The following is a 26741-nucleotide window of genomic DNA, read 5'->3' as shown; positions in this document are numbered from 1 at the left end:
GGGGGATTGGCGCCCGATGCAGTAGTGATGACAGGGGGGTTGAGGGGGGTGTAGTCGACGGCGTCCTGTCGCGCCGTCGGCGCCGTCGGTCATGCGCTTTACGAGGATGCGCATTGACGTCGGACGGATTCACATCAATGCACGGTGAACTGCACTTGTGTTGCTCGGTGCGGTTTTCCGGCGGTCGCCATTGCATTTTTTTCGTGGGGCCGCACCTTTCTCTGCCATCGGACTTCCGTATCCCGCTTCCGCATTCGCGTGTGCTTTGTGCGCCCGAATTCGAAAAGGAGAAGATTCACATGACCAGGATCTTCATTGTTGGCTCCGGTGTCGTCGGTACGGCCACGGGCAAGGGGTTCCTCCACGCCGGGCACCAGGTGACCTTCATCGACGTGGCGCCGCAGCGTCTCGACTACCTGCGCTCCCAGGGCCTGGACGCGCGCGACGAACTGGATCTCAGGGCGGAGCAGGACGCGTTCCTTTTCCTCACGCTCCCCACTCCCAACGTCGGCCACCGCTATGACCTGTCCGCCTTCGAGGCGGGCACCGCCTCGGTGGGCGAGGCGCTGGCCGACGCCGACGACACGCACACCGTCGTCGTCCGCTCCACGGTTCCGCCGGGCACGGCCGAGGGCCTCGTGCAGCCCCTGCTGGAGAAGCACTCCGGCAAAACCGTCGGCGAGGGCTTCTCCCTCGCCAGCAACCCGGAGTTCCTCCGCGCGGCCACCGCCGTCGAGGACTTCCGCCATCCGTGGATGACCGTCATCGCCTCGCGCAGCGTCCGTACCCGGGAGCGGCTTGCCGAACTGCTGGCGCCCTTCGGCGGCGAGACGCGCATGTTCTCGAACCCGGCCGAGGCCGAGTTCGTCAAGTGCGCGCACAACATCTACAACGCCACGAAGATCAGCTTCTGGAACGAGATGTGGCTGGTGGGACAGCACCTCGGCATCGACCTCGACCCCATCGCGCAGACCGTGGCCCGCTCGGCCGAGGCCTCCTACAACCCGTCCTACGGCATCCGGGGCGGCGCCCCGTACGGCGGCGTCTGCCTCCCGAAGGACACCCAGGGCTTTCTCGGCCTCGCCTCCTCGATCGGCGTCGAGATGCCGCTGCTCAAGGCGGTCGTCGCGGTGAACGACAAGCTCGCCGAGGTGGCCGAACTGGAGGCGGAGGCCCTCACCGCCTAGGGCCTTCCTCCGGATCAGGCCGGCTCCGACCGGACGGCACTTTCCTGCGCTGCCGCACGACGGCGCGGCAGCGCAGGTCGTCAGACACCCGAGGCATTCAGTGAGAACAGGCCCATGAGCGGACTCATCGACAACACCCTGCTGGACTTCCGGTACTACCTCGTCTATCTGCCGCTGGGCATACTCGGCCTGGTCCGCTGGACCTGCTGGCTCCTCCGGCGCGCACCCGCGGCTCTCTACCAGCCCGTGAAGAACGACCACTCCCTGCCGCTCAGCGTCGTCGTGCCGGTGTACCAGGAGGACCCGGAGATCTTCGCCCACGCGATCGAGTCGTGGCTGGCGAACGAAGTGGACGAGGTCGTCCTGGTCATCGACGTCACCGACAAGGCCTGTCAGGACATCGCGGCGCGCTATCCCGTCACCGTCGTCATCACCGACGTGCCCGGCAAGCGCGACGCCCTGCGCAAGGGGTGGGAGGCGTGCTCCACCGACCTGGTGGCGCTGGTCGACTCCGACACCATCTGGGCGCACGACGTCGCCCAGGAGGTCTGCAAGCCCTTCGCCGATCCCCGGATCGGCGGGGTGGGGACCCGGCAGAACGTCTACAACCCCAAGGGCTTCCTGCAGCGGGTCAACGACATGTACCTGGACTACCGGTACTTCGACGAGAACGCCGCGCAGACCGTCATGGGCCGGGCCGTCTCGTGTCTGTCCGGGCGCACCGCCGTCTACCGGCGCGAACTGCTGCTGGAGATCTCCGAGGACTTCATGCAGGAGTCGTTCTGGGGCGTCCCCTGCATGTCCGGCGACGACAAGCGGCTGACCACGCTGATCCTGGAACGCGGTCACCTCACCTACATGCAGCGCTCCGCCCGCGTGTGGTCGACCTTCCCCGGCACGTTGCGGATCTTCGTCAAGCAGCGGCTGCGCTGGGCCCGCAACACCTGGCGCTCGGACCTGAGGGCGCTGTCGAGCCGCTGGGTCTGGCGGCATCCCTTCCTCGCCTACACCATGATCGACAAGGGGGTCAGCAGCTTCACCCTGCTGTTCTCCCCGTTCTTCATGACCTGGGCGATCATCCGCCAGGACTGGTTCTTCGTCGCCTGTCTGTTCGGCTGGTGGTGGGTGAGCCGGTCGATGAAGATCCTGCCGCACCTCGTGCGCAAGCCGTCGTCACTCCTCCTGGTGCCCGGATTCGTAGCGATCTCCTTCGTGATGGCCGTCGTCAAGCTCTGTGCCCTCGCCACGATCCGCAAGCAGCGCTGGCTGACGCGCCAGGTGTCCGTGGAGAACGGCGTCGTCGTCCGGACCACGCAGACCACCGGGGCGGAGGCCGCCGCATGAGCCCCGTCACCCGCGTCGCACGCGCAGGCCGCGTCGCACGCACCGCCCTCGCCGCGGTCGCCGTGCTGGCCGCCGTCGCACCCGCCGCCCACGCCGCCGGTGCCACCGGCACCGACCCGGACGTCGCCGCCTGGCAGCGCAGCGGCAGCCCGGACCGGCTCATGGTGATCAGGCCCGGCACGGTCGCGCTGGTCAGGCAGGGCACCGTCGTGCGTCGGCTGAACCCGCCGTACGGACCGCTTCCGCTCAGCTGGCTGGCCGCCAACGCCGGCCGTGAATGGGTCGGTTACGCGCCGGTGAAGGAGGGCGAGCCGACCACCGTCAGGATCAACGCGGCCGTGCTGCTCACTCCCCGCACCACTCTGCGGATCGGCCACCACACGTCCACCGTGCTGCTGACCGCCGGGAAGACCGCCGCCTCCGGCACCTGGATCAGCGGAAGCCAGGCCACCCTCGACATCGACGGCGTCACCCTGGCCTCCGCCACCGAGGACGGGACCAGCCCGGCCCCCGCGGACCTGGCCGGACGCCCGTACCTCGCCATGGGTGCGGGCGGCAGCATGACGATCAGTGACACCACGGTGAAGGGCTTCGGCCGGGCGGGCGACGCCGCGCCCCGGGAGTCCGGGGTCACCTGGGGCCGGGCGAGCGGCGGGTCCGCCACCGGCTCGACGTTCCAGGGCGACCGCACCGGCCTGCGGCTCAGCGGGGCCACCGGCGTGACCCTGAACAAGGTCACCGTCAAGGACTCCGCCCAGGACGGCGTCGTACTGGCCGGCGACCGGGGCACCGCCGTACGCGGCCTGACCGTCGAGGGCAGCGGCGGCAACGGCGTGGCCGTCGGCGGCACCGACGGCCGCAGCCTGTCCGGCGTCACCACCAGCAACAGCAAGGGTGCCGGGATCAAGGCCACCGCCCAGCACGGCCTCACCCTCACCGGCACCGCCTCACGCCACGACGCCGGCGACGGTGTCCGGCTGGCCTCCTGCGTCTCCTGCACCGTCGCCAAGGCCGTGGTGGACGGTGCGCCCACCGCGATCAGCGTCTCCGGCCCGGATGCCCGGGTGACCGTACGAGACGCGCGGCTCGACGGCGGCGACAGCGGTGCCGGGGTGGCGCTCGCCGCGGACATCGCCGGTGCCACCGTCACCGGCGGCACGATCGACGGCTTCGACCGGGGCATCGCGATCGACGGCCCCGACGTCCGGGTGCACGGCACGACCGTCACCGGGGCCGGCACCGGCATCGCGGTCTACGGGCGCGCCCGCCAGGTCGCGCTGGACGGCGTCGTCGTCCGCGGCGGCCGTGCCGGGGTCACCGCCTCCGGCACCACCAAGAACGTCGCCCTGTCCGGCGTCCGGATCAGCGGCACCTCCAGCAAGGGCCTGGCCTCCGCTTCTCCGGGCCTGACGGTCACCGGAGGGTCCGTCTCCGGCGCCACCACGGCCGTCGATCTCGGCGCAGCCGCCAGCCTGGACACGCTCGACGTGAGCGGTGTCCGCCGGGGAGTGCACCTGGCCGCGGGAGTGCACGCCACCGGAAAGGGCCTGGACATCCTGGCCGAGCGCAAGGGCATACAGGCGGACGACGGTGCGTGGATGAGCATCGAGGACTCGCGGGTCCGGGCGCCCATCGCCCTCTCCGGGGACGGCACGATCAAGCGGCTCGGGCACACCGAGGTGACCCTGCCGCCGTTCCCCTGGCTCGGGTTCGCGGCGCTGGTCGCGCTCACCCTCGCCGTCGTGCTGCAGACCATCCACCAGGTCCGCCACCGCAGGACACCGCGGCCCCAGGTGGCGGCCCACGTGCGGAACACCGCATGACCCGCGAGTGCGGGGAGGCCCGGTGACCGGGAGGGACTGGTTACCGGGCCACCACCGGCCCGCCCCGCCGAAGAGGCCACCGTGGCCGCCGCCGCACGAGAGACGGCCGGCCACGGGCGGACAGCGCACCGTTCCGTCGGACACGGCGCGCACCACCGGGCGGCCGGGGATCCTCCCGGCACGCGCTCCGCCCGTCTCCCCACCGCACACGCAACTCCGCCGTTCAGCGCGGAACGGCGGGACAGGAGCCCGCATGAACGACCAGCCACGCACCCCGGACGCCATCGCCCCGGCCGACAGGCCACGGGCGAGTCACCCGCCGCACCTCCTCACCCGGCAGGCCGGGAGCGGTATCCCCACGGGCCGCCGCGCCCACCGCCTCCCCGCCGCCCTCACCGTCCTCACCCTGCTCACCGGTTCGGTGGTGCTGGCCGGAGCGACGGCCCAGGCCGCCTCGTGCACCGGCCAGGTCCGCTACGTCGCCAGCAGCAACACCATCTACGTCACCTCCGGCACCGTGAGCCTGTCCGACATCGACGCCCTGTGCCCGGCCGCGCCCCTCGCCGAGACGGACCCCGCGACCAACACCTGGGAACTCAGCGCGGACCTGGACGTCCAGAACGGCGCCACCCTCACGCTGCACGGCACCTCGGTGGGCGGCGATGTCGACACCCTGCGGCTGCGCAGCCTGTCGGACAACGTCGCCACCCACGTCAGCGTCATCACCGCGCAGTACGGCGGCATCGACATCGACAAGGTCGACATCACCTCGTGGGACGACGCGACCGGCGCCCCGGACAAGGACCCGTACCTGCCCGTGGGCGCCCCGTCCGACGCACGGGCGCGTGCGTTCATCCGAGCGGTCTCGTACCTCGACACCGACGGCACGCCCCGCGAGTCGCGGATGGACATCAAGGACAGCGACCTCGGTTACCTCGGCTTCCACGACGCCGAGAGCTACGGCGTGTCCTACAAGGGCCGCGGCTGCGACGCCACGCACCTGAACGTCTGCGCGGCGCTGAACGTCTACGGCTCGGAGACCAACAGCCGGTTCCACGACAACTTCATGGGCACGTACACGTTCAACGCGTACGCCATGCACTTCACCGGCAACGAGTACGACCACAACGTCATGTACGGGCTCGATCCGCACGACGACTCCGACTACCTGACGATCACCCACAACCACGCGCACGACAACGGCGACCACGGGATCATCTGTTCACAGCGGTGCGACCACCTGGAGATCGCCTACAACGAGGCTGATCACAACGGCATTCCGCCGTACACGCCGGTCGGCGACGACGACCCCTCGGACAACCAGATCCACGGCATCATGATTCACCGTGGAGTCACCGATTCCGTCATCGAGAACAACTACGTCCACGACCAGCCCAACGGCGCCGGCATCGCGGTCTTCGACAGCAGCGGCGACACCATCCGCAACAACCGGATCACCGGCGCGAAGTACGGCCTGCGCTACAGCGTCGGCTCGACGGACATCACCACGACCCGCAACACGGTGACGGACAGCAGCCAGTACGCGGTCTTCGCCTACGAGGGCTCGGACGACCCGGCGTACACCAACAGCACCGGCAGGCCGACCGGCCTGACCTTCACCAGTAACACCTTCGACACGACCGCGAGCAACGCGATCAAGCTGAACCAGACCGACGGGACGGTGTTCTCCGGCAACACCTTCACCGGCACGTTCTCCTCCGGTGTGCTGACGCAGTGGAGCACGGGCACGGTGTTCTCCCGCAACACCGTGCCCACCTCGCTGACGTACTCGGTGAAGGGCGACTCCGTCACGCCGGGCGACATGACGTTCAAGGACATCAAGCAGGCCACGAAGGTGGCCGTGGACTCGGTCAGTTCGGCGTCCTTCACCGGCTCCGGCGGCACCGTCTACAAGGTGAGCGGCTACCCGGCCGTCACCACGCAGCTCGCCCCCTCCGCGACCGGGAGCTCGGCGACGCTGACGGCCGCCGCCGTCGGCACCTCCGCGGTGAGCGTGACCCCGCAGTCGGTCGGGGTGGTGCCCGCGTCCGGCACCGCGACCGGCCGGGTGCCCTCCGGCGCCGGAGCGTACGAGGTCCTGGTCGCGCCCGGTATCGCCGGCACCAACCTGGCCTTCACCGCCACCCGGCTGACGCCCGGCACGCGGTACGCGCTGACGGCCGGCGGCGCCACGCTCGCCACCGGCACGGCCGCGGCCGACGGCACCCTCACCCTGCACACGGTGCCGGGCACGAAGAGGGAGGTGGACTACCAGATCGTGAGCGCGAGTTGAGCGACCTTCCCGAGCGACTTCACAGAGCGGGCTGACCCGCAGACCGACAGTTCCACACCAGGAGATGGAGAGCAGAGGCAATGCGTAGACGGCAGTTCGTCACGGCCACAGGGGCCGCGATGATCGGTACGGGCCTTGCCGCCTGCTCCTCCGGACCGGGGACGCGGACATCCGCATCCCCGGTCCGCTCCTCCGGCTCGGCCGACTCGCTGAGCGCGAACCTGTCCGCTGCGGCCCGCTTCTTCGGCCCCCGGCTGACGGCGCGCCCAGGTGGTTCGTTCGGCCTCTCCCGCGCCGTGTTCCTGCCGGGAAGCCACCCGACGCTGGGCCGCCTGCTGCGCGTGCACTACCCGGCACGTTCCGCCAGTCCCACCGTGATGCGGCAGTACGGCCGGCCCCAGGGAGGGGCGCAGCTCTACCTGAAGCTGCGCTCCGGCCCCGTCGACTTCCTCCACCTGCGGTACTACGTGCGGTTCCCGGACGACTTCGACTTCGTCAAGGGCGGCAAGCTGCCCGGCCTCTACGGCGGGACGGTGACCAGTGGCCGCCGCATCCCCGACGGCGAGAACGGGCTGTCCACCCGCTACATGTGGCGCGCGCACGGCGCCGCCGAGGTCTACGCCTACCTGCCGACGTCGGTCGAGCACGGCACCTCGCTCGGCCGCGGCTCCTGGAGCTGGCCGCTCGGCCGCTGGACCTGCGTCGAACAGGCCGTACACCTCAACCGGCCAGGCAGCCTCGACGGCTCTGTGACCGTCTTCGTCAATGGCCGTCAGGTGCTGAACCGAGGCGGCCTGGAATTCCGGACCACCGACCGGCTGGGCATCGAGGGGGTGCTGTTCTCGACCTTCTTCGGCGGCAGCGACGCGACCTGGGCGACACCGCGTTCGCAGTACGCCGACTTCGCGGCGTTCGCCGTGTCCGACCGGCCGATCAACCCGTTGTCCGGCATCTGAACATCTCGTCCTAGGAGAGATCCCACCATGACCACCACCCATGACACGGCTCTCGCCATCACCGGCTGGGGCGGCTCGCACGTCCGGCAGGCCGTCATCCTCGCCGGAGGCCAGGCCAGCAGGCTGCGCCCCTACACCGACCACATCCCCAAGGCCCTGGTGGAGGTGGCCGGACGGCCCCTTTTCGAGCACCAGGCGCACTGGCTGGCGGCCGAGGGCATCGAGGAGGTCGTCATCTCCTGCGGCTACAAGGCCGACGTGCTGCGCGAGTACGTGGACCGGAACCAGCTCCCGCTGCACGTACAGGTCGTCGTCGAGGACGAGCCGCTCGGCCGCGGCGGCGGCCTGAAGTACGCCGCCGCCCATCTCCCGTTCCCCGGGGAGCGGTGGGCGGGCCTGAACGGCGACATCCTCACCCGTTTCTCGCTGCGCGACCTGGCGCGGGCGCACGTCGAGCGCGACGCGCTCGCCACGCTGGCGGTCACGCCGCTGAAGTCGCCGTACGGGATCGTGGAGTTGACCCACTCCGACCGGGTGACGAGCTTCACCGAGGCGCCGGTGCTGCCGCACTGGATCAACGCGGGCGTGTACCTGTTCGAGCCCGAGGTCACCGCGCTGCTGCCGGACCTGGGCGACCACGAGGACACCACCTTCCCCGAGCTGGCGACGCAGGGCCGGCTGTCGGCGTACCGGATCAACGGGTACTGGCGCGGGGTGGACAACGCCAAGGACCTGAAGACGGCGACGAAGGAGATCACGGCGTTCGGCTGGGTCCGCGCCGTCCCGGCCTAGACAAGGTCTTGGACCCACACCGACAACGAAAGGGTTTCCCTTGCCCGATTACTCCCGTCTCGTCAAGGCCTACGACATCCGCGGCGAGGTCCCCGCACAGCTGAACGCCGGCCTGGCCCGCAAGGCCGGCGCCCTCTTCGTCCGGCTCACCGACGCGCCGCGGATCGTGATCGCCCGCGACATGCGCGACAGCAGCCCGGAGCTGGCGGCGGCGTTCGCAGCCGGGGCGAATGCGGCCGGGGCGGACGTCGTGGACGCCGGGCTCGGCTCCACCGACTACCTCTACTACGCCTCCGGAAGCCTCGACCTGCCCGGCGTGATGATCACCGCCAGCCACAACCCGGCCAAGGACAACGGCATCAAGCTGTGCCGGGCCGGAGCGGCACCCATCGGGGAGGGCTCCGGGCTGGTGCAGATCCGGTCCTGGCTGGAGGCCGACGACATCCCGCCGGCGGCTGCCCACCCCGGCACCACCACCTCCCGGGACCTGCTCGGCGACTACGCCGCCCATCTGAACGCCCTCGTCCCGCTCAAGGGCAACCGCCGTCTGACCGCCGTCGTGGACGCCGGCAACGGCATGGCCGGCCACACCGTCCCGGCCGTCTTCGACGGGCTGCCGGTCGACGTCGTCCCCCTGTACTTCGAACTCGACGGCAGCTTCCCGAACCACGAGGCGAACCCGCTGGACCCGAAGAACCTGGTCGACCTCCAGGCCCGCGTCCGCGCGGCCGGAGCCGACATCGGCCTCGCCTTCGACGGCGACGCCGACCGCTGCTTCTTCGTGGACGAGCGGGGTGAGGCGGTGTCCCCCTCGGCGGTCGTCGGCCTGGTCGCGGCCCGTGAACTGGCCCGCCACCCGGGCTCGGCCGTCGTACACAACGTGATCACCTCCGCGGCTGCCATCGAGATCGTCCGCGAGCACGGCGGCACCCCGGTGCGTTCCCGGGTCGGCCATTCGTTCATGAAGGCCGCGATGGCCGAGCACGACGCCGTCTTCGGCGGCGAGCACTCCGGCCACTACTACTTCCGGGACTTCTGGCGCGCCGACACCGGCATGCTGACCGCCCTCCATGTGCTGGCCGCCCTCGGGGAGCAGGACCGCCCGCTGTCCGAGCTCGTCGCCGACTACTCCCGCTACGCGGCCTCCGGCGAGATCAACTCGGTGGTCGCCGACGTGGCCGGCACGCTGGACCTGGTCGAGGCCGCATACCGCGGGGACGGCGTCACCACCGACCGGCTGGACGGGCTCACCGTGGACCTGGGCGACGGCCGCTGGTTCAATCTGCGGCCCTCGAACACCGAGCCCCTGCTGCGGCTGAACGTCGAGGCACCCGTCCAGGAGGCAGTCGACGAGCTGCGCGACCGGGTGCTCGCCCTGGTGCGCGGCTGACGGCGACGACCTGCGCGCCGGGCGGTCCGCCGCACCGGCGCCCCGCAGAGGTCACGCGTGCTGGTAGGCGACCAGCGAGATGCCGACGTAGTGGACGACGAAGGCGGCGAGGGTGAAGGAGTGGAAGACCTCGTGGAAGCCGAACCAGCGCGGTGACGGGTTCGGCCGCTTGATGCCGTAGATCACTCCGCCCGCGCTGTAGAGCACGCCGCCGACGATCACCAGGACCAGGACGGCGATCCCGCCGCTGCGCATGAAGTCGGGCAGGAAGAAGACGGCCGCCCAGCCCATTGCGATGTAGCAGGGCGTGTACAGCCAGCGAGGGGCGCCCACCCAGAAGACGCGGAAGACGATGCCGGCCGCCGCGGCGCCCCAGATGCCCCACAGCAGCCACTGACCCTTGGCGCCCGGCAGGAGCAGCATGGTGAGCGGGGTGTAGGTGCCCGCGATGATCAGGAAGATGTTGGCGTGGTCGAGGCGGCGCAGGATGCCGTCCATGCGGGGGCTCCAGTTGCCCCGGTGGTAGAGGGCGCTGACGCCGAAGAGCAGGCAGGCCGTCAGAACGTAGATCCCGCAGGCGATCCGGCCCCGGGCGGAGTCGGCGAGGGCGGTGAGCACCAAGCCCGCGACGAGCACGGCCGGGAACATCCCGAGGTGCAGCCAGCCGCGGAGCCTGGGCTTGATCTGGCGCTGCACGGCGGGCGCGGCAGGCGCGGCGGGGACGGGCGCAGTCATGGGCCGCATCGTACCTACGTGACCGTAAGTCGGTCGTCAGTACCCCGCGGTGACCCCTCGAACGCAAAAAGACCTTCAGTTGAATCCAACATGGACGCAAAGAATCACGGAAACCGTGGCATTCCTCACGTTGCTCACCTGTGAGGTCCCCTGGACAGATGCGCATCGACGTCGGATGATCAAATGAGTGCGGTCGGCACCGGATGAGCGCCAATCAGTCGACACTGTGAAGCATCCGGGTCGCGGCCCCCACGGGGCGACAAGACAAAATCCCTCACTTAGGAGCAATCGTGGCGCGCGACAACGCGGCTCCCTCCGTCCTTCCCACCAACCACCGGGAACTGGTCTCGTGGGTCAACGAGATCGCCGAACTGACGCAGCCGGACAACGTGGTCTGGTGCGACGGCTCCGAGGCCGAGTACGAGCGGCTGAGCGAGGAGCTGGTGGCCAAGGGCACCTTCAAGAAGCTGGACCCGGTCAAGCGCCCGCACTCCTACTACGCCGCCTCCGACCCGACCGACGTCGCGCGCGTCGAGGACCGGACCTTCATCTGCTCCGAGAAGGAGGAGGACGCAGGCCCCACCAACCACTGGAAGGCCCCCGCCGAGATGCGGGAGATCTTCGCCGGTGAGAAGGGCCTGTTCCGTGGCTCGATGCGGGGCCGCACGATGTACGTCGTCCCGTTCTGCATGGGCCCGCTCGGCTCCCCGCTGTCCGCGATCGGCGTGGAGATCACCGACTCCGCGTACGTCGCCGTGTCCATGCGCACCATGACCCGCATGGGACAGGCGGTCCTGGACGAGCTGGGCGACGAGGGCTTCTTCGTCAAGGCCGTGCACACTCTCGGCGCCCCGCTGGAGGAGGGCCAGCAGGACGTGCCGTGGCCCTGCAACCAGACCAAGTACATCTCCCACTTCCCGGAGACCCGCGAGATCTGGTCCTACGGCTCCGGCTACGGCGGCAACGCGCTGCTCGGCAAGAAGTGCTACGCCCTGCGCATCGCCTCCGTCATGGCCCGTGACGAGGGCTGGCTGGCCGAGCACATGCTGATCCTCAAGCTCACCCCGCCGCAGGGCGAGGCGAAGTACGTGGCCGCCGCCTTCCCGAGCGCCTGCGGCAAGACCAACCTCGCCATGCTGGAGCCCACGGTCTCCGGCTGGACGGTGGAGACCATCGGCGACGACATCGCCTGGATGCGCTTCGGCGAGGACGGCCGCCTGTACGCGATCAACCCCGAGGCCGGCTTCTTCGGCGTCGCGCCCGGCACCGGTGAGCACACCAACGCCAACGCGATGAAGACGCTGTGGGGCAACGCGGTCTTCACCAACGTCGCGCTGACCGACGACGGCGACGTGTGGTGGGAGGGCATGACCGAGCAGGCGCCCGCGCACCTGACCGACTGGAAGGGCAACGACTGGACGCCGGCCTCCGAGACCCCGGCGGCCCACCCCAACGCCCGCTTCACCGTGCCCGCGTCCCAGTGCCCGATCATCGCGCCGGAGTGGGAGGACCCGAAGGGCGTGCCGATCTCGGCGATCCTCTTCGGCGGCCGGCGTGCCAGCGCGGTGCCGCTGGTCACGGAGTCCTTCGACTGGAACCACGGCGTCTTCATGGGCGCGAACGTCGCCTCCGAGAAGACCGCCGCCGCCGAGGGCAAGGTCGGCGAACTGCGCCGCGACCCCTTCGCGATGCTGCCCTTCTGCGGCTACAACATGGGCGACTACATGGCCCACTGGATCGACGTGGCCAAGGACAAGGACCAGTCCAAGCTGCCGAAGATCTACTACGTCAACTGGTTCCGCAAGAACGACGAGGGCAAGTTCGTCTGGCCGGGCTTCGGCGAGAACAGCCGCGTCCTGAAGTGGATCGTGGAGCGCCTCGACGGCAAGGCCGAGGGCGTGGAGACCCCGATCGGCATCCTGCCGACGCGGGACGCCCTGGACACCGACGGCCTCGAACTGGCCGAGTCCGACCTGGACTTCCTGCTCACGGTCGACAAGGAGGTCTGGCGCGAGGAGGCGGCCCTCGTCCCCGAGCACCTCAACACCTTCGGCGACCACACCCCGAAGGAGCTGTGGGACCAGTACCGCGCCCTGGTGGAGCGGCTGGGCTGATCCCCGCCCGAAAGACTCCGCGGCCGGTCCGGATGTGCCCTGACCAGCGATCGTCACGACCGGCCGCGGTGTGACCTTCCCAGACGGCCCGGCCCCGCACAACGGCGTGCGGGGCCGGGCCGTCTGCGCCCCCCTTGATCGCGAGAACTTTGCCTCGCTTTTATGGTGCACGCGAGTGTCACTGGTCCCAGTGAGACTCAACTCGGCCTGTGGGGGGCACAGTTGAATACAGCACGCCTGAATACAGCACAGCGTCCCGGACGTCTGGCGGCCACGATGCTCGCCGCCGTCCTCGCCGGAGCCGGCCTGAGTGTCGCGGTGGCACCCGTGGCCCACGCGGCGGTGGCCGACGCGGTGGTCAAGCTGCCGATGCCGACGTACTCGGCGCTCGCCGTCGACTCCGTGCACCAGCGCGTGTACGTCGCCGACAGCAACCTCGGCAGCTACTACAACCAGGGCACCATCGCCGTGTACGACTTCGACGGCGCGCGGGTCACGACGATCACCACGCAGCACCACGTCTCCGGAATCGCGCTCAGTGCCGACGGCTCCTACCTCTACGCCGGTGCGCGCGACCAGATCCTGAAGTACGACACCTCCACCTACCAGGCCACCGGCATCGGGTACATCGCCACCGACGTCTGCGGGGGCAGCGCCGCCTTCTCCGGGGGGAGGGCGTACGTCACCTCGGCGTACTCGGACTACCTCGAGCGGTGCGACACCGCGACGACCGAGCTGGACTCCTTCGACGGCACCGCCGCGGCGCGCACCGGCTGGTACGACAACGGCAGGCTCCAGCTGGAGGCCGGCCCCGGTGACCGGATGGCCATGGGCCAGCCGCTCAACGCGAATGCGCCCAACCCCTACGTGGCGGTGTTCGACACGAGCGGCGGGGGCCCGGTCAAGATCGCCTCCCGCCGGTTCGCCGACGCCGACGGCCAGGGCGCGCTGAACTTCAAGGACGTGTCGTTCTCCGCGGACGGCAGCAAGGTGGCCGTCGCCGACGCCACTGCCGGCACGCGGCTGCTGAACGCCTCGGACCTGTCGGACGCGGCGACCGCCTATCCGGCGCTCCCGGCCGGCGCGAGCGCGTCCGCCGTGGCCTTCAGCGGCGACGGCAAGTACCTGGCGCGCGGCGCGTCGGCGACCGGGTCCACGCCCGACCTGCTGCTCTCGCCCGCCGACCCGACGGACGCCACGCCCCCGCTGGAGTTCGCCTTCGAGGGCGCCCTCGACGGCGACCGGGTGACCCCGCACGGCCTGGAGTGGTCGGCGGACGGCTCCCGGCTGTTCGCGATCACCACCAATGCGGCCGGCAACCAGTTCTGGCTGCACATCATCCAGCCGCCGCCCGTCCAGTACGGCACCCGCTTCACCGGCGGCCTCACCCACAGCCCCGCCTCGGCGGTCGCGGGCGAGCCGCTGTCGGTGCGCGGCCGGCTGGAGTACGACGGCCCGGCGCCGGCCCAGCCGCTGAAGGTGCGGGCGACGCGCACGGACGCGAACGGCACCCACGACCTGGGCACGTTCACCGTCAAGGACGACGGCACCTTCACCGTCCTCGACGAGCCGGACCTGACCGGTGACGCCGCCTACACGGTGTCCTTCCTCGGCGACCTGACCCACCGGCCCGCCGACGACCTCACCGCCACCGTGACGGTCGCCAAGGCGCCCACGGCGATCGCGCTCACCGCGCCGGCGGAGGCCACGACCGACGGCGGGCTCACGATCACGGGCACGTTCACCGCGCAGGGCAAGGCCCTCCCCGACCGGGCGGTGCTCAAGGTCGAGCGCACCGACCGGCTCGGCACCGGGACCCTCAGCTCGGTCACCGTCGCCGCCGACGGCACGTTCACCATCAACGACATCCCGCGCACCCGTCGCGAGGTGACCTACATGGTCAGCTGGCCCGGCGACGACCTGCATGAGGGGTCCAGCGCACAGGCGACGGTGTTCGTCAGGCGGTGACGCCGACGCGGTGCTGAATGGCGCCCGGTCCGCGTGTCGCTGCGGGTGCACGCGGACCGGGGCCGTCTGGGGACCCTCTCGGGGTCAGTGGGTGCTGCTGAGGTGCTGCGGCTCGGCGAGGGCGGCGGTGTGGGCGTCCATGCGTTCGGCCGCGAGGATCGCCGCCGCCGTGTCGGCGCGGGAGGCGGCGACGACGAGGGCGCGGCCCGCGAGGGTGTGGGCGCGCTGGTGCAGCGCCGCGGGGTCGGCGTCGCCGCCGGCGGACGGTGCCGCGCGCAGGGGTGTACGTCCGCCGCGCAGCCGGGCCACCTGCCCGGCGAGGCGTGTCGCTGCCGTGTCCAGGTCGGCGCAGGGCGTCAGCGCGCGCAGCTCGTCGGTGACGGCGAGGAGCGCGGCCAGATGCCCTGCGAGCTGGATGTCCAGCTCCTCCTCGCGCGACCGGTGGGGAAAGTCGGGGACGGGGCCGCCCATCGTGCTGTGGACCGACTTCGTGCGGATCGGTTCGTACATGGGATGGCCTCCTGTGCTCTGACAGGAAGCCATCCTAGCTTGGATTTCGTCTAAAGTTGAGCCTTGCCACGGATTGCGGTCCGCCGACTACGGCCGGCTCGGCTACGTCTGGCTGTAACCGTCCAGGAAGTTCCCGATCCGCGTCACCGCGTCCCTGAGGTCCCCGACGCTCGGCAGTGTCACCACGCGGAAATGGTCCGGCTCGGGCCAGTTGAAGCCGGTGCCCTGGACGACCATGATCTTCTCCTGGCGCAGCAGGTCCAGGACCATCCGCCGGTCGTCCTTGATCTTGAAGACCTGCGGGTCGAGACGCGGGAAGAGGTACAGCGCGCCCTTGGGCCGTACGCAGCTCACGCCCGGGATCTGCGTCAGCAGCTCGTACGCCGTGTCCAGCTGCTCCTTCAGCCGGCCCCCCGGCAGCACCAGGTCGTTGATCGTCTGGCGCCCGCTGAGCGCGGCGACCACCCCGTGCTGGCCCGGCATGTTCGCGCACAGGCGCATGTTCGCCAGGATCGTCAGGCCCTCGATGTAGGAGTCGGCGTGCGCGCGCGGGCCGGAGATCGACATCCAGCCGACGCGGTAGCCGGCCACCCGGTACGCCTTCGACATGCCGTTGAAGGTGAGGGTGAGCAGGTCGGGGGCGACCTTCGCGGTCGGGGTGTGGGTCGCGCCGTCGTAGAGGATCTTGTCGTAGATCTCGTCCGAGCAGACCAGCAGGTTGTGCCGGCGGGCGATGTCGGTCAGACCCTTGATCATCGCCTCGTCGTACACCGCGCCCGTGGGGTTGTTCGGGTTGATGATGACGATGGCCTTGGTGCGGTCGGTGACCTTGCGCTCGACGTCGGCGAGGTCGGGCATCCAGTCGGACTGCTCGTCGCAGCGGTAGTGCACCGCCGTACCGCCCGACAGCGACACCGCCGCCGTCCACAGGGGGTAGTCAGGGGCCGGGACCAGCACCTCGTCGCCGTCGTCCAGCAGGCCCTGCATGGCCATCACGATCAGCTCGGAGACGCCGTTGCCGATGAAGACGTGCTCGACGTCCGTCTCGATGCCGAGGGTCTGGTTGTGCATGACGACCGCGCGGCGGGCGGCCAGCAGGCCCTTGGCGTCGCCGTAGCCGTGCGCCGTGGAGACGTTGCGGAGGATGTCCTCCAGGATCTCCGGCGGGCACTCGAAGCCGAAGGCGGCCGGGTTGCCCGTGTTGAGCTTCAGGATGCGGTGACCAGCCGCTTCCAGCCGCATCGCCTCTTCGAGCACCGGGCCCCGGATCTCGTAACAGACGTTGGCGAGCTTGGTCGACTGGATCACCTGCATGCCACGCAGCTTACGACCCCGGTGAGGACCCATGGGTCGTGTTTTCCGCCACTTGAGGCGCGGAGGTTTGCGCTGTTATCGCCGGTAGCTGTCTCACGGGCCACTTGCGTCCCTAGAATCCACGGTCATGTCCACCGAAAGCGAGTACGGGGCGGGGGCGTACGGCGCACACCGACCGGTCGGTTCGGCCGAGGGCCTGCCGAACGTGTACCACCCGCAGCAGGCGACGGCCCCGTCGTACGAGGAGTACGCCGACCCCGCCGTCGCCCACGGCTGGCAGAACGCCTACGACGAGACGCGCAAGCTTCCGCCCGTCCCGCCGGCCGACGCCTACCCCGACGCCGACGCCGACGCCGACGCCGACCCCGACGCGGACGCCCCGGCGTTCGTCGGCCCTGTCGAGGGGCACGGCCGCGCCGATCGCAGGCGGCAGCGGAGGCGTGGCGGTCGTCGCCGGGTGGCCGTCGCCGCGGGTGCCCTCGGCGTGGTCTGCGCGGGCGTCGCGGTGATCGCGGGGCTGGCGGACTCCGGGTCCTCGTCCGGGCCGCGCTCCGACGGGCGCCCGAGCACCTCCGGCGGCGCTCCGGACACCGCGAGCGCCCGCCCGGACGCCGCGACTCCGGCCGCTGCCGACGGCAGCCCTGAGGTCTCCGCGTCCGCCGCGGCCCCGGCCACCGGCATGCCGACGGGCGGAGCCGCAACCAGCGCCACCGGGCAGCCGACCTCGGTCACCACGTCACCGGCCGCCAGCTCCTCCGTGCCTGCGACGCCGACGGCCACCCCCACCGCGTCGGCCACCACCGTCGCCTCCGGCGGTCCGGGCAATGGGCACGGGCGTCGTCCCCCGTGGAAGTCCAAGTAGGGGGCAGGCTCGCTCTTCTTGTACGTCAATCGAACACCGCGGACCGGTATGTGACACGCTGTCAGTCGGAGCGAGTTGCATACGGGTCCTTGCCCGGACACTCCCCTCTCATGAGAATGCTCATGACAAGACGATAGGCGGCCGGAAGATTTCCGGTCGCTCACGTCTGAAGAGGGGACCCCACATGCACAAGCCTCTCCTTGCCGCGATCTCCGCCCTGGCCATTGCCGGGCTCGGCGCGGCCCCCGCGGTCGCCGCCCCGCACGCCAAGGCGGCCCCGTCGGCTCACTCGATCACGGCGGCCAAGTCGGTCAAGGCGACCGTCGACTTCGCCGGCACCGTCTCGCTCAGCAACTGCTCCGGCTCGGTGATCCGCTTCCCCAACTCGGCCGACACCGACCCGGCGCTCGTCATGACCAACGGCCACTGCCTGGAGACCGGCTTCCCGAGCCCCGGCCAGGTCATCACCGGCCAGTCCTCCAGCCGCAGTTTCGGCCTGCTGAACTCCGCCGGCACCAAGATCGCCACGCTCCGCGCCAACCAGGTCGTCTACTCGACGATGACCGACACGGACGTCACGATCTACCGCCTGAAGACCACCTACGCGCAGATCAAGAGCTCCTACGGCATCAGCGCGCTCACGGTCAGCGACACCCACCCGGTCGCCGGCACCGCCATCAAGGTCGTCTCCGGTTACTGGAAGCGGATCTACAGCTGCAACATCGACGGGTTCGTGTACCGGCTGAAGGAGGGTGACTGGACCTGGAAGGACTCGGTCCGCTACACCTCCGCCTGCAACACCATCGGCGGCACCTCCGGCTCCCCGGTGATCGACACCACCACCGGCAAGGTCGTGGCCGTCAACAACACCGGCAACGAGAACGGCGAGACCTGCACGGTGGACAACCCGTGCGAGGTGGACGCGAACGGCAACGTCACGGTCCGCATGGGCATCAACTACGCCGAGGAGACCTACCAGATCCCGGCCTGCTTCACGACCGGCAACAAGCTGGACCTCACCGCGGCCGGCTGCACGCTGCCCAAGCCGTGACCGGCGCCTAGAGCCGAGTACGGCGGACCGAGCGCCCGGCGAGAACGTCCGTGCGCCGGCCGTCGTCGATGGCGAAACGGCCGTCGACCAGGACGTACGGGATCCCCGTAGGGAGCGTGCGAGGCGCGGCGAACGTGGCGCCGGGGGCGACCGTGGCCGGGTCGAACAGGACCAGGTCGGCCCGGTAGCCCTCGCGCACCAGCCCGCGGTCCGGCAGCCGCAGCCGGGCCGCGGGTCGCGCGGTGAGATGGGCGACGCACTCCTCCAGGGACAGCACGCCCAACTCCCGTACGTAGTGGCCCAGATAGCGCGGGAAGGTGCCGTACGCGCGAGGGTGCGGCTTGGCGCCCCGGAGGATGCCGTCGGAGCCGCCGGTGTGGGCGCGGTGCCGCATGATCGCGCGGACGTTCTCCTCGTGGCCCACGTGGTGGAGGACCGTCGTGCCGAGCCGGTCCTCGACCAGCAGCCGGCGCGCGAACGCCCACGGGGTCTCGCCGCGCAGCTCTGCCGCCTCCCGCACCGTACGGCGTACGAAGCCGTCGAGGGCCGGGTCGGTGACACCGGAGATCTCGATCGTGTCCCACTCCACCGGCACGCCATGGTTGCCGTCCGAGCCGGTCACCTCCAGGTCGCGCCGGACGCGTTCGGCGGTCGCCGGGTCGGTGAGGCGGGCCAGGATGTCCGCCGGGCCGCCCTCGCTCGCCCAGCTCGGCAGCAGCGCGGCGAGGGTGGTGCAGCCCGGGGTGTAGGGGTAGGTGTCCACGGTGAGGTCCGCGCCCGCGTCCAGCGCCTGGTCGAGCAGGGCCAGCAGTTCGGGCGCGCGCCCCTTGTTGACGCCGAAGTTCAGGGTGGCGTGGGCGAGATGGAGCGGACAGCCCGCCTCCCGCGTCACGGCGAGCATCTCGGCGTACGCCGCCAGGGCGCCGGCGCCGTAGGAGCGGTGGTGCGGGCAGTAGTAGCCGCCGTATTCGGCCACCACCCGGCACAGTTCGGTGAGTTCGGCGTCCTCGGCGTACATGCCGGGTGTGTAGGTGAGCCCGGACGACAGCCCGACCGCGCCCTGCTGAAGCCCCTCGGCCACCAACTGCCGCATCCGGTCCAGCTCTTCGGGTGTCGCCGCCCGGTCCGCCCAGCCGACGGCCAGGGCGCGGACGGTGCCCTGCGGGACGAGATAGGCCGCGTTGACGGCGATACCGCGGTCGAGCCGGTCGAGGTACTCGCCGACCGTGCGCCAGTCGAAGTCGAGGTCGTCGCCGTACCCGTTCCACCCGGTGATCGCCCGGCGCACCTCCTCCAGAGTGCGGTCGTCCACGGGCGCGTACGACAGCCCGTCCTGGCCGATGACTTCGAGGGTGACCCCCTGCGCCACCTTCGCGGTGTGCTCGGGGTCGCGCAGCAGGGCCAGGTCGGAGTGGGCGTGCATGTCGATGAAGCCGGGGGAGAGGACCAGGCCCTCGGCATCCAACTCGCACATGGCGACCGGCCGTTGGCAGCCGGCGGCAGCCGCCTCCTTGACGATCGAGACGATACGGCCGCCGTCGACCACCACATCGGCGCGGTACGACGGCGCACCGCTGCCGTCGACGACGTCCGCGTCACGGATGACCAGGTCCTCCACCAGGGCTCCCCACAAGCGGTCTGGAAGTGGCTCTAGGAGTGGGTCTAGAAGTGGATCTGGAAGGGGGTCTGGAAGGGGGTCTAGAAGTAGGTGCGGATGTAGTCGACGACGGTCCCGTCCGCCTCGGCCACCGGGATCAGCTGCCACTTCTCGAAGGTCGTGCACGGGTGGGACAGACCGAAGCCGATCCAGTCGCCGACCTCGACGTCCGCCTCCGGGGCGGTGCCCAGCCACAGGTGCTGGTCGGACAGCGCGGTCACCTCGATGCCGTGCGCCGGGTGTTCGCCGCCGTCCCGGCGTACCACGTGGGCCACGGGATAGTCGAGGTCGTAGGCGGCGTCCCGCTTGCCCGCGTTGACGAAGGCCTGCTCGGCGGAGGGGCGGGAGACGACCTGCGTCCACAGCCGGAACGCGGGCTCCAGCGCGCCCTCCTCGGGGATCCGGTTGAACGGGGTGAGCCTCGCGTAGTGCACGTCGTCGTGCGAGACGTACGCGCCCGAGCGCAGCAACTTCAGGACGGGCAAGGAGAGTTCGGGGATCACGGCGAAGACGTCGGCGACCGCGTCGAACCACTCGCTGCCGCCGGCGCTCACCACGATCTCCTCGGCCCCGGCGAACCGGCCCGCCTTGTCGAACTCGGCGGCGAGGGTGACCAGCCGGCCCAGCCAGGCCCGCACCGACTCCGGGTCGGCGCCGGGTACTTGAGCCTCGTACCCCGCAACGCCCACCAGCCGAAGCGTCTCCGTACGGGCCACCGCGTCGGCGACCGCCCGGGCGTCCTCCTCCGTGCGCACGCCGGTACGGCCCCCCTCGCCCGCGGCCAGTTCCACGACGACGTCCACCGGCCGGGCGGCACCGCGCAGCGCCGCGTCCATCAGTTCCACCCCGCGTACGGAGTCGACGTAACAGACGAACCCGAACTCCGGGTCGGCGGCGAGTTCGGCGGCGATCCAGCGCAGGGCGGGGGCGTCCACCAGCTCGTTGGCGAGGAAGACCCGCTGCACGCCGAAGGCCCGCGCCACCCGCACCTGGTGCGGCACCGCGAGGGTGATGCCCCAGGCGCCGTGCTCGATCTGGCGCTGGAAGAGCTGCGGGGCCATCGAGGTCTTGCCGTGCGGGGCGAAGGCGAGGCCGTGCCGGACGATGTACGTCTCCATGAGCGCCAGGTTGTGCTCCAGGCGCTCGGCGGACAGGGCGAGGACCGGGGTGGTGAAGCCGCCGGTGAAGAGGTTGCGGCGCTGGGCGGTCAGCTCGGCGACGGTCAGGCCGTCGGCGTCCGGCGGGAGTCCCTTGAAGCGGTGGTCGATGCGTTCCTCGGCCAGGCGGGCGAGCGCTTCGGTGCTCATGGAACCCCTCTCTGCCGTTGCAGTATGTGCAACGGCCACTGCATGCAATGCGTACTGGTGTCTAGCATCTCGCTGACACCCGATCAACGGCACGATTGCCGCAACGATAGCGACAGGAGTCATCCTCGTCGACGCTACTGACGAGGCAGTCGTGGCCGGGTGGCGGCCGGGATGCCGGTGTCCGCGCCGAACGGGAAGAACGCCAGTGACGGACCTGAGGACCTAAGGGAACCTGAATGACGGACAAGATCGCAGTCACTCCGAAGACCCACGCCGCCCCGCCCGCGAAGTTCTCCCACGGCGTGAAGAAGGGCAACATCCTCCAGGTCGCAGGGCAGGTCGCCTTCCTCCCGGCGGAGGAGGGCAAGCCGCGCACGCTCGTCGGGCCGGGCCTGCGCGAGCAGACCCTGCAGACCCTCGCCAACGTCAAGGCCGTTCTCGACGAGGGCGGTGCCTCCTGGGACGACGTGATGATGATCCGCGTCTACCTCACGGACACCGGCCACTTCGCCGAGATGAACGAGATCTACAACTCCTACTTCGACGAGCAGGGCCTGACCCAGGCGCCCGCCGCCCGGACCACCGTCTACGTCGGTCTGCCCGCCGGGCATCTCATCGAGATCGACGCGCTCGCCGTCCTGGGGTGACAGTTCACGGAGTTATGGCTGGGCTGACTGGTTCCGGCACAGGGAAGTCGTCCATACTGCCGCCGTGGAGCAGCGCATAGGATCGAGCAGCAAGCCCCTGAAGGGGGAGCCCGTCGCGGGCGCCGGTTTCGACCCGGCGTTCATCCCGGGACTCACGGGCCCGGCGCCGGCAGCGGCAGGGCCGGAGGACGCGAAGCCGGAGGACGCGAAGCCGGAGTCGGAGTCCGTGGAGGCGGCCCCGGTCGTCTCCGAGTCCGACGCGTCCGCGTCCGAGCCCGGGGCCGAGTCGGAGGACGCGCCGGCGGACGGCGGCGGCCCCGTCTTCGAGGCGTCCGACCGCCGGGCCAGGATCGTCGCCGACGGCAAGGGCGTCCGCCTCCGCCTGGACGAGGAGGCGTGCGAGTTCCGCTGGGACGAGATCGCGGCGGTCGAGACGGAGTCCTCCCGCTTCGGCAAGCGCTTCACGATCACGGTCCACACCCCTGACCGCCGCTGGTACCCGATAGAGATCGAGGCGACGGCCAGGGCCAGCTTCAAGGAGTGGGAGTCACAGCTGGACGAGGTCCTCGACGCGTACTTCGAAGAGGCCTAGCCGGCCGGCCGGCTCCAGACAGGACCTAGCTGCAGTACTGGGCGGCCTTGCCGATCGACCGGTACATGCAGTCGGCGTTCTCCAGCAGCTGCAACACCGCGTCCTTGTTCCGGGAGGTCTCCCGCTCGATGACTTCGTCGGGCGGGTAGAACCCTCCGTTCGCGCTGGACGTCGGATACATCTCGAAGGTGTAGTCGAAGATCTTCTGCGTGCCCCAGAGATAGTCGTCGATCGTGCCGTCCGTGATGTACAGATCGCTGGACTGCTCGGGCGTGTACCCGTTGCTGGCAGCCATCTTCTGGCCCACGGCCTTGAACGCGGCGGCGTCGTCGGCGGTCATGCCGGTGTCGGTGTCCGAGTAGGTGTACCCGAAGGGCCACAGCACCAGCTCGCTGTAGGTGTGGAAGTCGATCCCGGCCTTGATCTGCTGCTTGCCTCCGACGACCCGGCTGCGCACGAAGTCGGCGACGACCTTCACCTCGGGCGCGGACTCGGCGGCGGAACCGCGGTAGGTCTCGGACGAGGTCGACCCGGAGGACCCGCCGCAGCAGCCCCAGTTGTAGTTCCAGTTCCGGTTGAGGTCGGTTCCGACCGACGAGGACCCGGAGTTGGGCTGCCGGTTCTTCCGCCAGGAGCGGTAGTGCCCGGTGGCGATGTCGTACTCCCCGCCGTCCGGGTTCAGGTCGGGGACGATCCATATCTCGCGGGTGTTGACGAGGTTGGTGATCCGTGGGTCGGTCCCGTACCCGGCGCCGAGTTCGCGCAGCAGGTACAGGGCCATCTCCACGGTCAGATGCTCACGGGCGTGCTGGTGGAAGGCGAACAGCACTTCGGGCTCGTCCTCGTCCGTGCCCACGTTGTCGCTGACCTTGATGGCGACGATGTCCCGCCCCTGGTACGACTTCCCGATCACGCGCTTGCTCATGATGTTCGGGTAGGCCGCGAGCCGCTGGTCGATCTCGGCGTTCATCTCGGCGTAGTTGTGGTACTTCGAGTCGGCGCTCGGGAAGTCGTACAGCCGTGTGCCGGCTCGCTGCGGCGCGGCGCCCAACGGGCTGACGTCGTAGCCGAGTTGCCGCAGCTTACGGATCTGTGCGGCCCGCCCGGAGACGACGACGGTCTCCTCGTCGGCCTCGTCGACGCTGACACCGGCGGCCTGAATGGCTGTACGGGTGACGGGAGTCGTGCCCTGGTGGATCTCGTACTGCCGGATGTCATCACCGGTGGGCGCGGTGGCCTTCCGGGCGCTGTCGGCGGTGGCGTGCGTGGCGGTGGCCGAGACGGGGGAGGCTAGGGCGAGGGCCAGAAGTGCGCCGATGGCGGCGGTACGTGTGCCGCCGCGCGCGCCGGAGCCGCGGATGCGAAGTCGCATGAACTCTCCTTGGTTCTCCAGGAATTCCGGGGTCGCCGGATGTGGGGGGTGGGGTGCTGGAGGGTGCGGAGTTGGCACTCATGACTCAAGGCTCATGGTGAAGTGTTGGCATGAACTGGTCAAGACCTGCGGGCAAGGGGGTCCTGCCCCTTCTGATTCCCTCTTCCATCACATGGTCCGTGCCCCGTGACGGCATTGTCCGGAGTCCGTGACACGGGACCTTCGAGTAGTGCGGCGCGAGCAGGCCGTTGTTACGGTCCGGATCCGGGTGCGGCCGGTCGGGCCGCCCGTGAACAGGGGGGACGATCCACATGAATGCCCATCGCCTCAGACCCGCCGTCATCGCGCTCGCGGCCGTCGCGCTGGCCGCGGTACTCACCGGGTGCCAGGGGGACGACACCGCTGGAGCCGACGGCACGCCGAGCGTCGCCGCCACGGCGCGCCCGTCGTCCGGCGCGTCCGGTGGCAAGGGCGGGGCCGCGGGGGGCTCAGCGGGCTCGGGTGCCACCGTGACCGCGTCACCGGGTGCGGCCGGCGGCGGGACGCCCGCGGCGAAGCCCGCATCCAAGGCTCCCGGTTCGGCCAAGACCACGCCACCGGCCGCCGGCTGCGCCACGAAGGCGCCGGACCCGGACCATGTCGACCCCGACGAGATCGCCGTCTACCGTGTCGAGGAACTCCCTGGCAGCACCGGGAAAGTGAACCTGGTCATCCAGCACGGGGCCTGGGGGTGCCCCGGCAAGGACTCCGACGGCACGCCGTTCGTCGTCACCGGCGAGGACAGCCGCTGGGCCCTCGACCAGGCCGCATACGTCACCGCCACCAATCCGATCACCAGCAGCAGCAAGAACCAGCGCATCGGCGTGCAGGAGCTGATCGACTGGATCAAGGCGCACCCTGACTCCGGCCTGGTGTTCAAGTACGAGACCGGCGACGACGGCGCCATCCACAGCCTGGAGCAGGTCTACACGCCGTAGCGGGCCTTCTGCGCCTCACAGCTCGCCGTAGGGCAGCAACGCCCGGACCCTTCCCGGGGCCGGGCGTCGTCGCTGGCCGAATACAGCCGAATACAGCCGAATACAGCCGAATCACACGTCACGGCAGTGCGTGCACATGCGCCCCCACCGCGTTCGACCACGCGTTGCCCGACGACGCGTCCCAGTTGGTCGACCAGGTCATCGCGCCGCGCAGGTCGGGGTAGGTCTTGGACGGCTTGAAGGTGCCGCAGTTCGTGCCTGCCGCGAGGCAGTCCAGGGCGTTGTTCACGACCGTCGGCGAGACGTAGCCGCTGCCCGCGCCGCTTGTCGAGGCCGGCAGGCCCAGGCCCACCTGGGACGGGGAGAGGCCGCCCTCCAGCTGGATGCAGGCCAGGGCGGTCAGGAAGTCCACGGAGCCCTGGCTGTAGACCTTGCCGTCGCAGCCCAGCATGGAACCGCTGTTGTAGTACTGCATGTTGACGACCGTCAGGATGTCCTTGATGTTCAGGGCCGTCTGGAAGTACGCGTTCGACGTCGACTGCATGTCGATCGTCTGCGGGGCCATCGTGATGACCAGGGACGGGCCCGCCTTCGACGACAGTGCGCGCAGCGCCTGGGTCATGTACGTCGCGTTGAGGCCGTTCTCCAGGTCGATGTCCACGCCGTCGAAGCCGTACGTCTGCATCAACGAGTACACCGAGTTCGCGAAGTTCGTCGCCGATGCCGGGTCGTTGACCGACACCGTGCCGTTCTGGCCGCCGATCGAGATGATCACCTTCTTGCCGGCGGCCTGCTTGGCCTTGATGTCCGCCTTGAACTGGTCGACCGTGTAACCGCCGAGGCCGGCCGAGTCCAGGTTGAAGGAGACCGCGCCCGGTGTCGTCGTCGCGTCCGCGAAGGCCACCGCGATGATGTCGTACGCCGACGGGACGTCGGAGATCTTCTGGACCTTCGCGCCGTTGTTGAAGTTCTGCCAGTAGCCCGTCACCGCGTGCTTCGGCACGGCGCCACCCCCGCCCCCGCTTCCGCCACCGGAGGCCGTCGTGGCCGTCACCGCCGCCGACTTCGCCGACTCGCCCGCCGCGTTGGTCGCGGTGACCTGGAAGCTGTACGACGTGGCGGCGGCCAGGCCCGTGACGGTTGCCGAGGTGCCCGTCGCCGCCGTCACCTTCGTGCCGTTCCGGTAGACGTTGTAGCCCGTCGCGCCCGACACCGTGTTCCAGGACAGGGAGGCCGACGACGAGGTCGTACCGGTGACCGCGAGGCCGGTCGGGGCGGCCGGGACCGTGGGGGCCGGGTCGCCGCCACCGCCGCCGTCGGGGCCGTGGACCGAGATGTCGTCGGCGTAGTAGGCGGCCTGGCCGTACCAGCCGTGGGTGTAGAGCGTGACGGAGGTCGTGGACGCGCCGGTGGTGAAGCTGGTGGACAGCTGCTTCCAGCTCGCCGTGTCGGGGGTCCAGGTCGAGACGTCCGTCGTGCCCGTGCCCGTCACGCCCAGGTACGAGTAGCCGCCCTGCACCCATGCGCTCAGCGTGTACGTCGAGTTGGGCTTGACCGCCACCGTCTGGGTGCATTGGGCGTTGTCCTGCCCGGCCGGTGTGCCCTTCAGCGCCGACGAGCCGCCGTGCACCGGGGAGGAGACCGTCGTGCCGCTGTTCGCCGTACAGGTCCAGTTGGCGAGGCCGGACTCGAAGCCCGCGTTCTTGACGTTGTTGACGTCCGCCGCGGACGCGGGGCCGGCGGCGAGGCCCGCCACGGACAGGGCGAGGGCGGTGGCGGCGGACCAGGTGGCGATCCGTCGTCTGCGTCTGGGTATGCCTGCTGCACGGTCCACTGGGGCCTCCGGTGGG

21 protein-coding genes are annotated in these 26741 nt (G+C 70.3%); 14 read left to right on the top strand and 7 right to left on the bottom strand.

Going from position 1 to position 26741, the window contains the following annotated elements; translation table 11 throughout:
- Positions 1 to 299 precede the first annotated feature (299 nt).
- The 7 genes from ACWD3E_RS23140 to ACWD3E_RS23110 all read left to right on the top strand — a co-directional run bounded on the left by ACWD3E_RS23140 (position 300) and on the right by ACWD3E_RS23110 (position 9785).
- Positions 300 to 1187 (top strand): 2-dehydropantoate 2-reductase N-terminal domain-containing protein, encoded by an 888-nt coding sequence (locus ACWD3E_RS23140; protein WP_451389446.1) that lies wholly within the window; start codon positions 300 to 302, stop codon positions 1185 to 1187.
- Between the two features lie 114 nt (positions 1188 to 1301).
- Positions 1302 to 2531, top strand: a complete 1230-nt coding sequence (locus tag ACWD3E_RS23135) for a glycosyltransferase (RefSeq protein ID WP_451389445.1) — start codon at positions 1302 to 1304, stop codon at positions 2529 to 2531.
- Complete coding sequence (locus ACWD3E_RS23130; RefSeq protein ID WP_451389444.1) at positions 2528 to 4354, top strand: right-handed parallel beta-helix repeat-containing protein; 1827 nt, start codon at positions 2528 to 2530, stop codon at positions 4352 to 4354. The genes ACWD3E_RS23135 and ACWD3E_RS23130 overlap by 4 nt, the downstream gene beginning before the upstream one ends.
- A 253-nt stretch (positions 4355 to 4607) precedes the next feature.
- Entirely contained in the window at positions 4608 to 6647 is a 2040-nt protein-coding gene (locus ACWD3E_RS23125; RefSeq protein WP_451389443.1) for a right-handed parallel beta-helix repeat-containing protein, read from the top strand.
- A gap of 80 nt (positions 6648 to 6727) precedes the next feature.
- Positions 6728 to 7603: a polysaccharide lyase gene (locus ACWD3E_RS23120; protein ID WP_451389442.1), complete on the top strand. Its 876-nt coding sequence runs from the start codon at positions 6728 to 6730 to the stop codon at positions 7601 to 7603.
- A 27-nt stretch (positions 7604 to 7630) separates the two neighbouring features.
- On the top strand, positions 7631 to 8395 hold the full coding sequence (locus ACWD3E_RS23115) for a nucleotidyltransferase family protein (RefSeq protein ID WP_451389441.1): 765 nt from the start codon (positions 7631 to 7633) through the stop codon (positions 8393 to 8395).
- A 40-nt stretch (positions 8396 to 8435) separates the two neighbouring features.
- Entirely contained in the window at positions 8436 to 9785 is a 1350-nt protein-coding gene (locus tag ACWD3E_RS23110) for a phosphomannomutase/phosphoglucomutase (protein WP_451389440.1), read from the top strand.
- Positions 9786 to 9836: 51 nt separating this feature from the next.
- On the opposite strand, the gene trhA is transcribed toward ACWD3E_RS23110, so the two are convergent.
- Positions 9837 to 10520: a PAQR family membrane homeostasis protein TrhA gene (gene trhA / locus ACWD3E_RS23105; RefSeq protein ID WP_451389439.1), complete on the bottom strand. Its 684-nt coding sequence runs from the start codon at positions 10518 to 10520 to the stop codon at positions 9837 to 9839.
- A gap of 290 nt (positions 10521 to 10810) precedes the next feature.
- Between trhA and ACWD3E_RS23100 the strand changes: the two genes are divergently transcribed.
- Both ACWD3E_RS23100 and ACWD3E_RS23095 read left to right on the top strand, forming a co-directional pair.
- The gene (locus ACWD3E_RS23100; protein WP_451389438.1) at positions 10811 to 12634 is read left to right on the top strand and encodes a phosphoenolpyruvate carboxykinase (GTP); all 1824 of its coding nucleotides are present in this window, start codon (positions 10811 to 10813) and stop codon (positions 12632 to 12634) included.
- A 222-nt stretch (positions 12635 to 12856) separates the two neighbouring features.
- A complete protein-coding gene (locus ACWD3E_RS23095; protein WP_451389437.1) occupies positions 12857 to 14602 on the top strand; it encodes an Ig-like domain repeat protein in 1746 nt (581 codons plus the stop codon).
- A gap of 84 nt (positions 14603 to 14686) precedes the next feature.
- On the opposite strand, the gene ACWD3E_RS23090 is transcribed toward ACWD3E_RS23095, so the two are convergent.
- Together ACWD3E_RS23090 and ACWD3E_RS23085 are read right to left on the bottom strand one after the other, a co-directional pair.
- Positions 14687 to 15112, bottom strand: coding sequence for an SCO4983 family protein (locus tag ACWD3E_RS23090; RefSeq protein WP_451389436.1), 426 nt, complete (start codon positions 15110 to 15112; stop codon positions 14687 to 14689).
- 102 nt (positions 15113 to 15214) lie between these two features.
- The gene (locus ACWD3E_RS23085; RefSeq protein WP_451389435.1) at positions 15215 to 16426 is read right to left on the bottom strand and encodes a pyridoxal phosphate-dependent aminotransferase; all 1212 of its coding nucleotides are present in this window, start codon (positions 16424 to 16426) and stop codon (positions 15215 to 15217) included.
- Between the two features lie 127 nt (positions 16427 to 16553).
- Between ACWD3E_RS23085 and ACWD3E_RS23080 the strand changes: the two genes are divergently transcribed.
- Entirely contained in the window at positions 16554 to 17288 is a 735-nt protein-coding gene (locus ACWD3E_RS23080) for a hypothetical protein (RefSeq protein WP_451389434.1), read from the top strand.
- Between the two features lie 184 nt (positions 17289 to 17472).
- A complete protein-coding gene (locus ACWD3E_RS23075) occupies positions 17473 to 18339 on the top strand; it encodes a trypsin-like serine peptidase (protein WP_451389433.1) in 867 nt (288 codons plus the stop codon).
- A 7-nt stretch (positions 18340 to 18346) separates the two neighbouring features.
- On the opposite strand, the gene ACWD3E_RS23070 is transcribed toward ACWD3E_RS23075, so the two are convergent.
- Positions 18347 to 19957, bottom strand: coding sequence for an N-acyl-D-amino-acid deacylase family protein (locus ACWD3E_RS23070; protein ID WP_451389432.1), 1611 nt, complete (start codon positions 19955 to 19957; stop codon positions 18347 to 18349).
- 80 nt (positions 19958 to 20037) lie between these two features.
- Complete coding sequence (locus tag ACWD3E_RS23065; RefSeq protein ID WP_451389431.1) at positions 20038 to 21303, bottom strand: alanine racemase; 1266 nt, start codon at positions 21301 to 21303, stop codon at positions 20038 to 20040.
- A 236-nt stretch (positions 21304 to 21539) separates the two neighbouring features.
- Here ACWD3E_RS23065 and ACWD3E_RS23060 point away from each other — a divergent pair, with 236 nt between their 5' ends.
- Positions 21540 to 21950, top strand: a complete 411-nt coding sequence (locus tag ACWD3E_RS23060; protein WP_451389430.1) for a RidA family protein — start codon at positions 21540 to 21542, stop codon at positions 21948 to 21950.
- A gap of 64 nt (positions 21951 to 22014) precedes the next feature.
- On the top strand, positions 22015 to 22542 hold the full coding sequence (locus ACWD3E_RS23055) for a hypothetical protein (RefSeq protein WP_451389429.1): 528 nt from the start codon (positions 22015 to 22017) through the stop codon (positions 22540 to 22542).
- A gap of 25 nt (positions 22543 to 22567) precedes the next feature.
- Here ACWD3E_RS23055 and ACWD3E_RS23050 read toward each other — a convergent pair whose 3' ends face one another.
- Positions 22568 to 23914 carry a M14 family metallopeptidase gene (locus ACWD3E_RS23050; RefSeq protein ID WP_451389428.1) on the bottom strand — a complete coding sequence of 449 codons (1347 nt, stop codon included), beginning with the start codon at positions 23912 to 23914 and terminating at the stop codon, positions 22568 to 22570.
- A 311-nt stretch (positions 23915 to 24225) separates the two neighbouring features.
- Here ACWD3E_RS23050 and ACWD3E_RS23045 point away from each other — a divergent pair, with 311 nt between their 5' ends.
- On the top strand, positions 24226 to 24891 hold the full coding sequence (locus tag ACWD3E_RS23045; protein ID WP_451389427.1) for a hypothetical protein: 666 nt from the start codon (positions 24226 to 24228) through the stop codon (positions 24889 to 24891).
- A 118-nt stretch (positions 24892 to 25009) separates the two neighbouring features.
- On the opposite strand, the gene ACWD3E_RS23040 is transcribed toward ACWD3E_RS23045, so the two are convergent.
- Positions 25010 to 26725, bottom strand: coding sequence for a chitinase (locus ACWD3E_RS23040; RefSeq protein WP_451389426.1), 1716 nt, complete (start codon positions 26723 to 26725; stop codon positions 25010 to 25012).
- Positions 26726 to 26741: the final 16 nt, after the last annotated feature.

Source organism: Streptomyces sp. NPDC002676, from assembly GCF_053592455.1.
The sequence above is the reverse complement of the archived record's forward strand: the minus strand, read 5'-3'. Positions and strand labels throughout refer to the sequence as shown.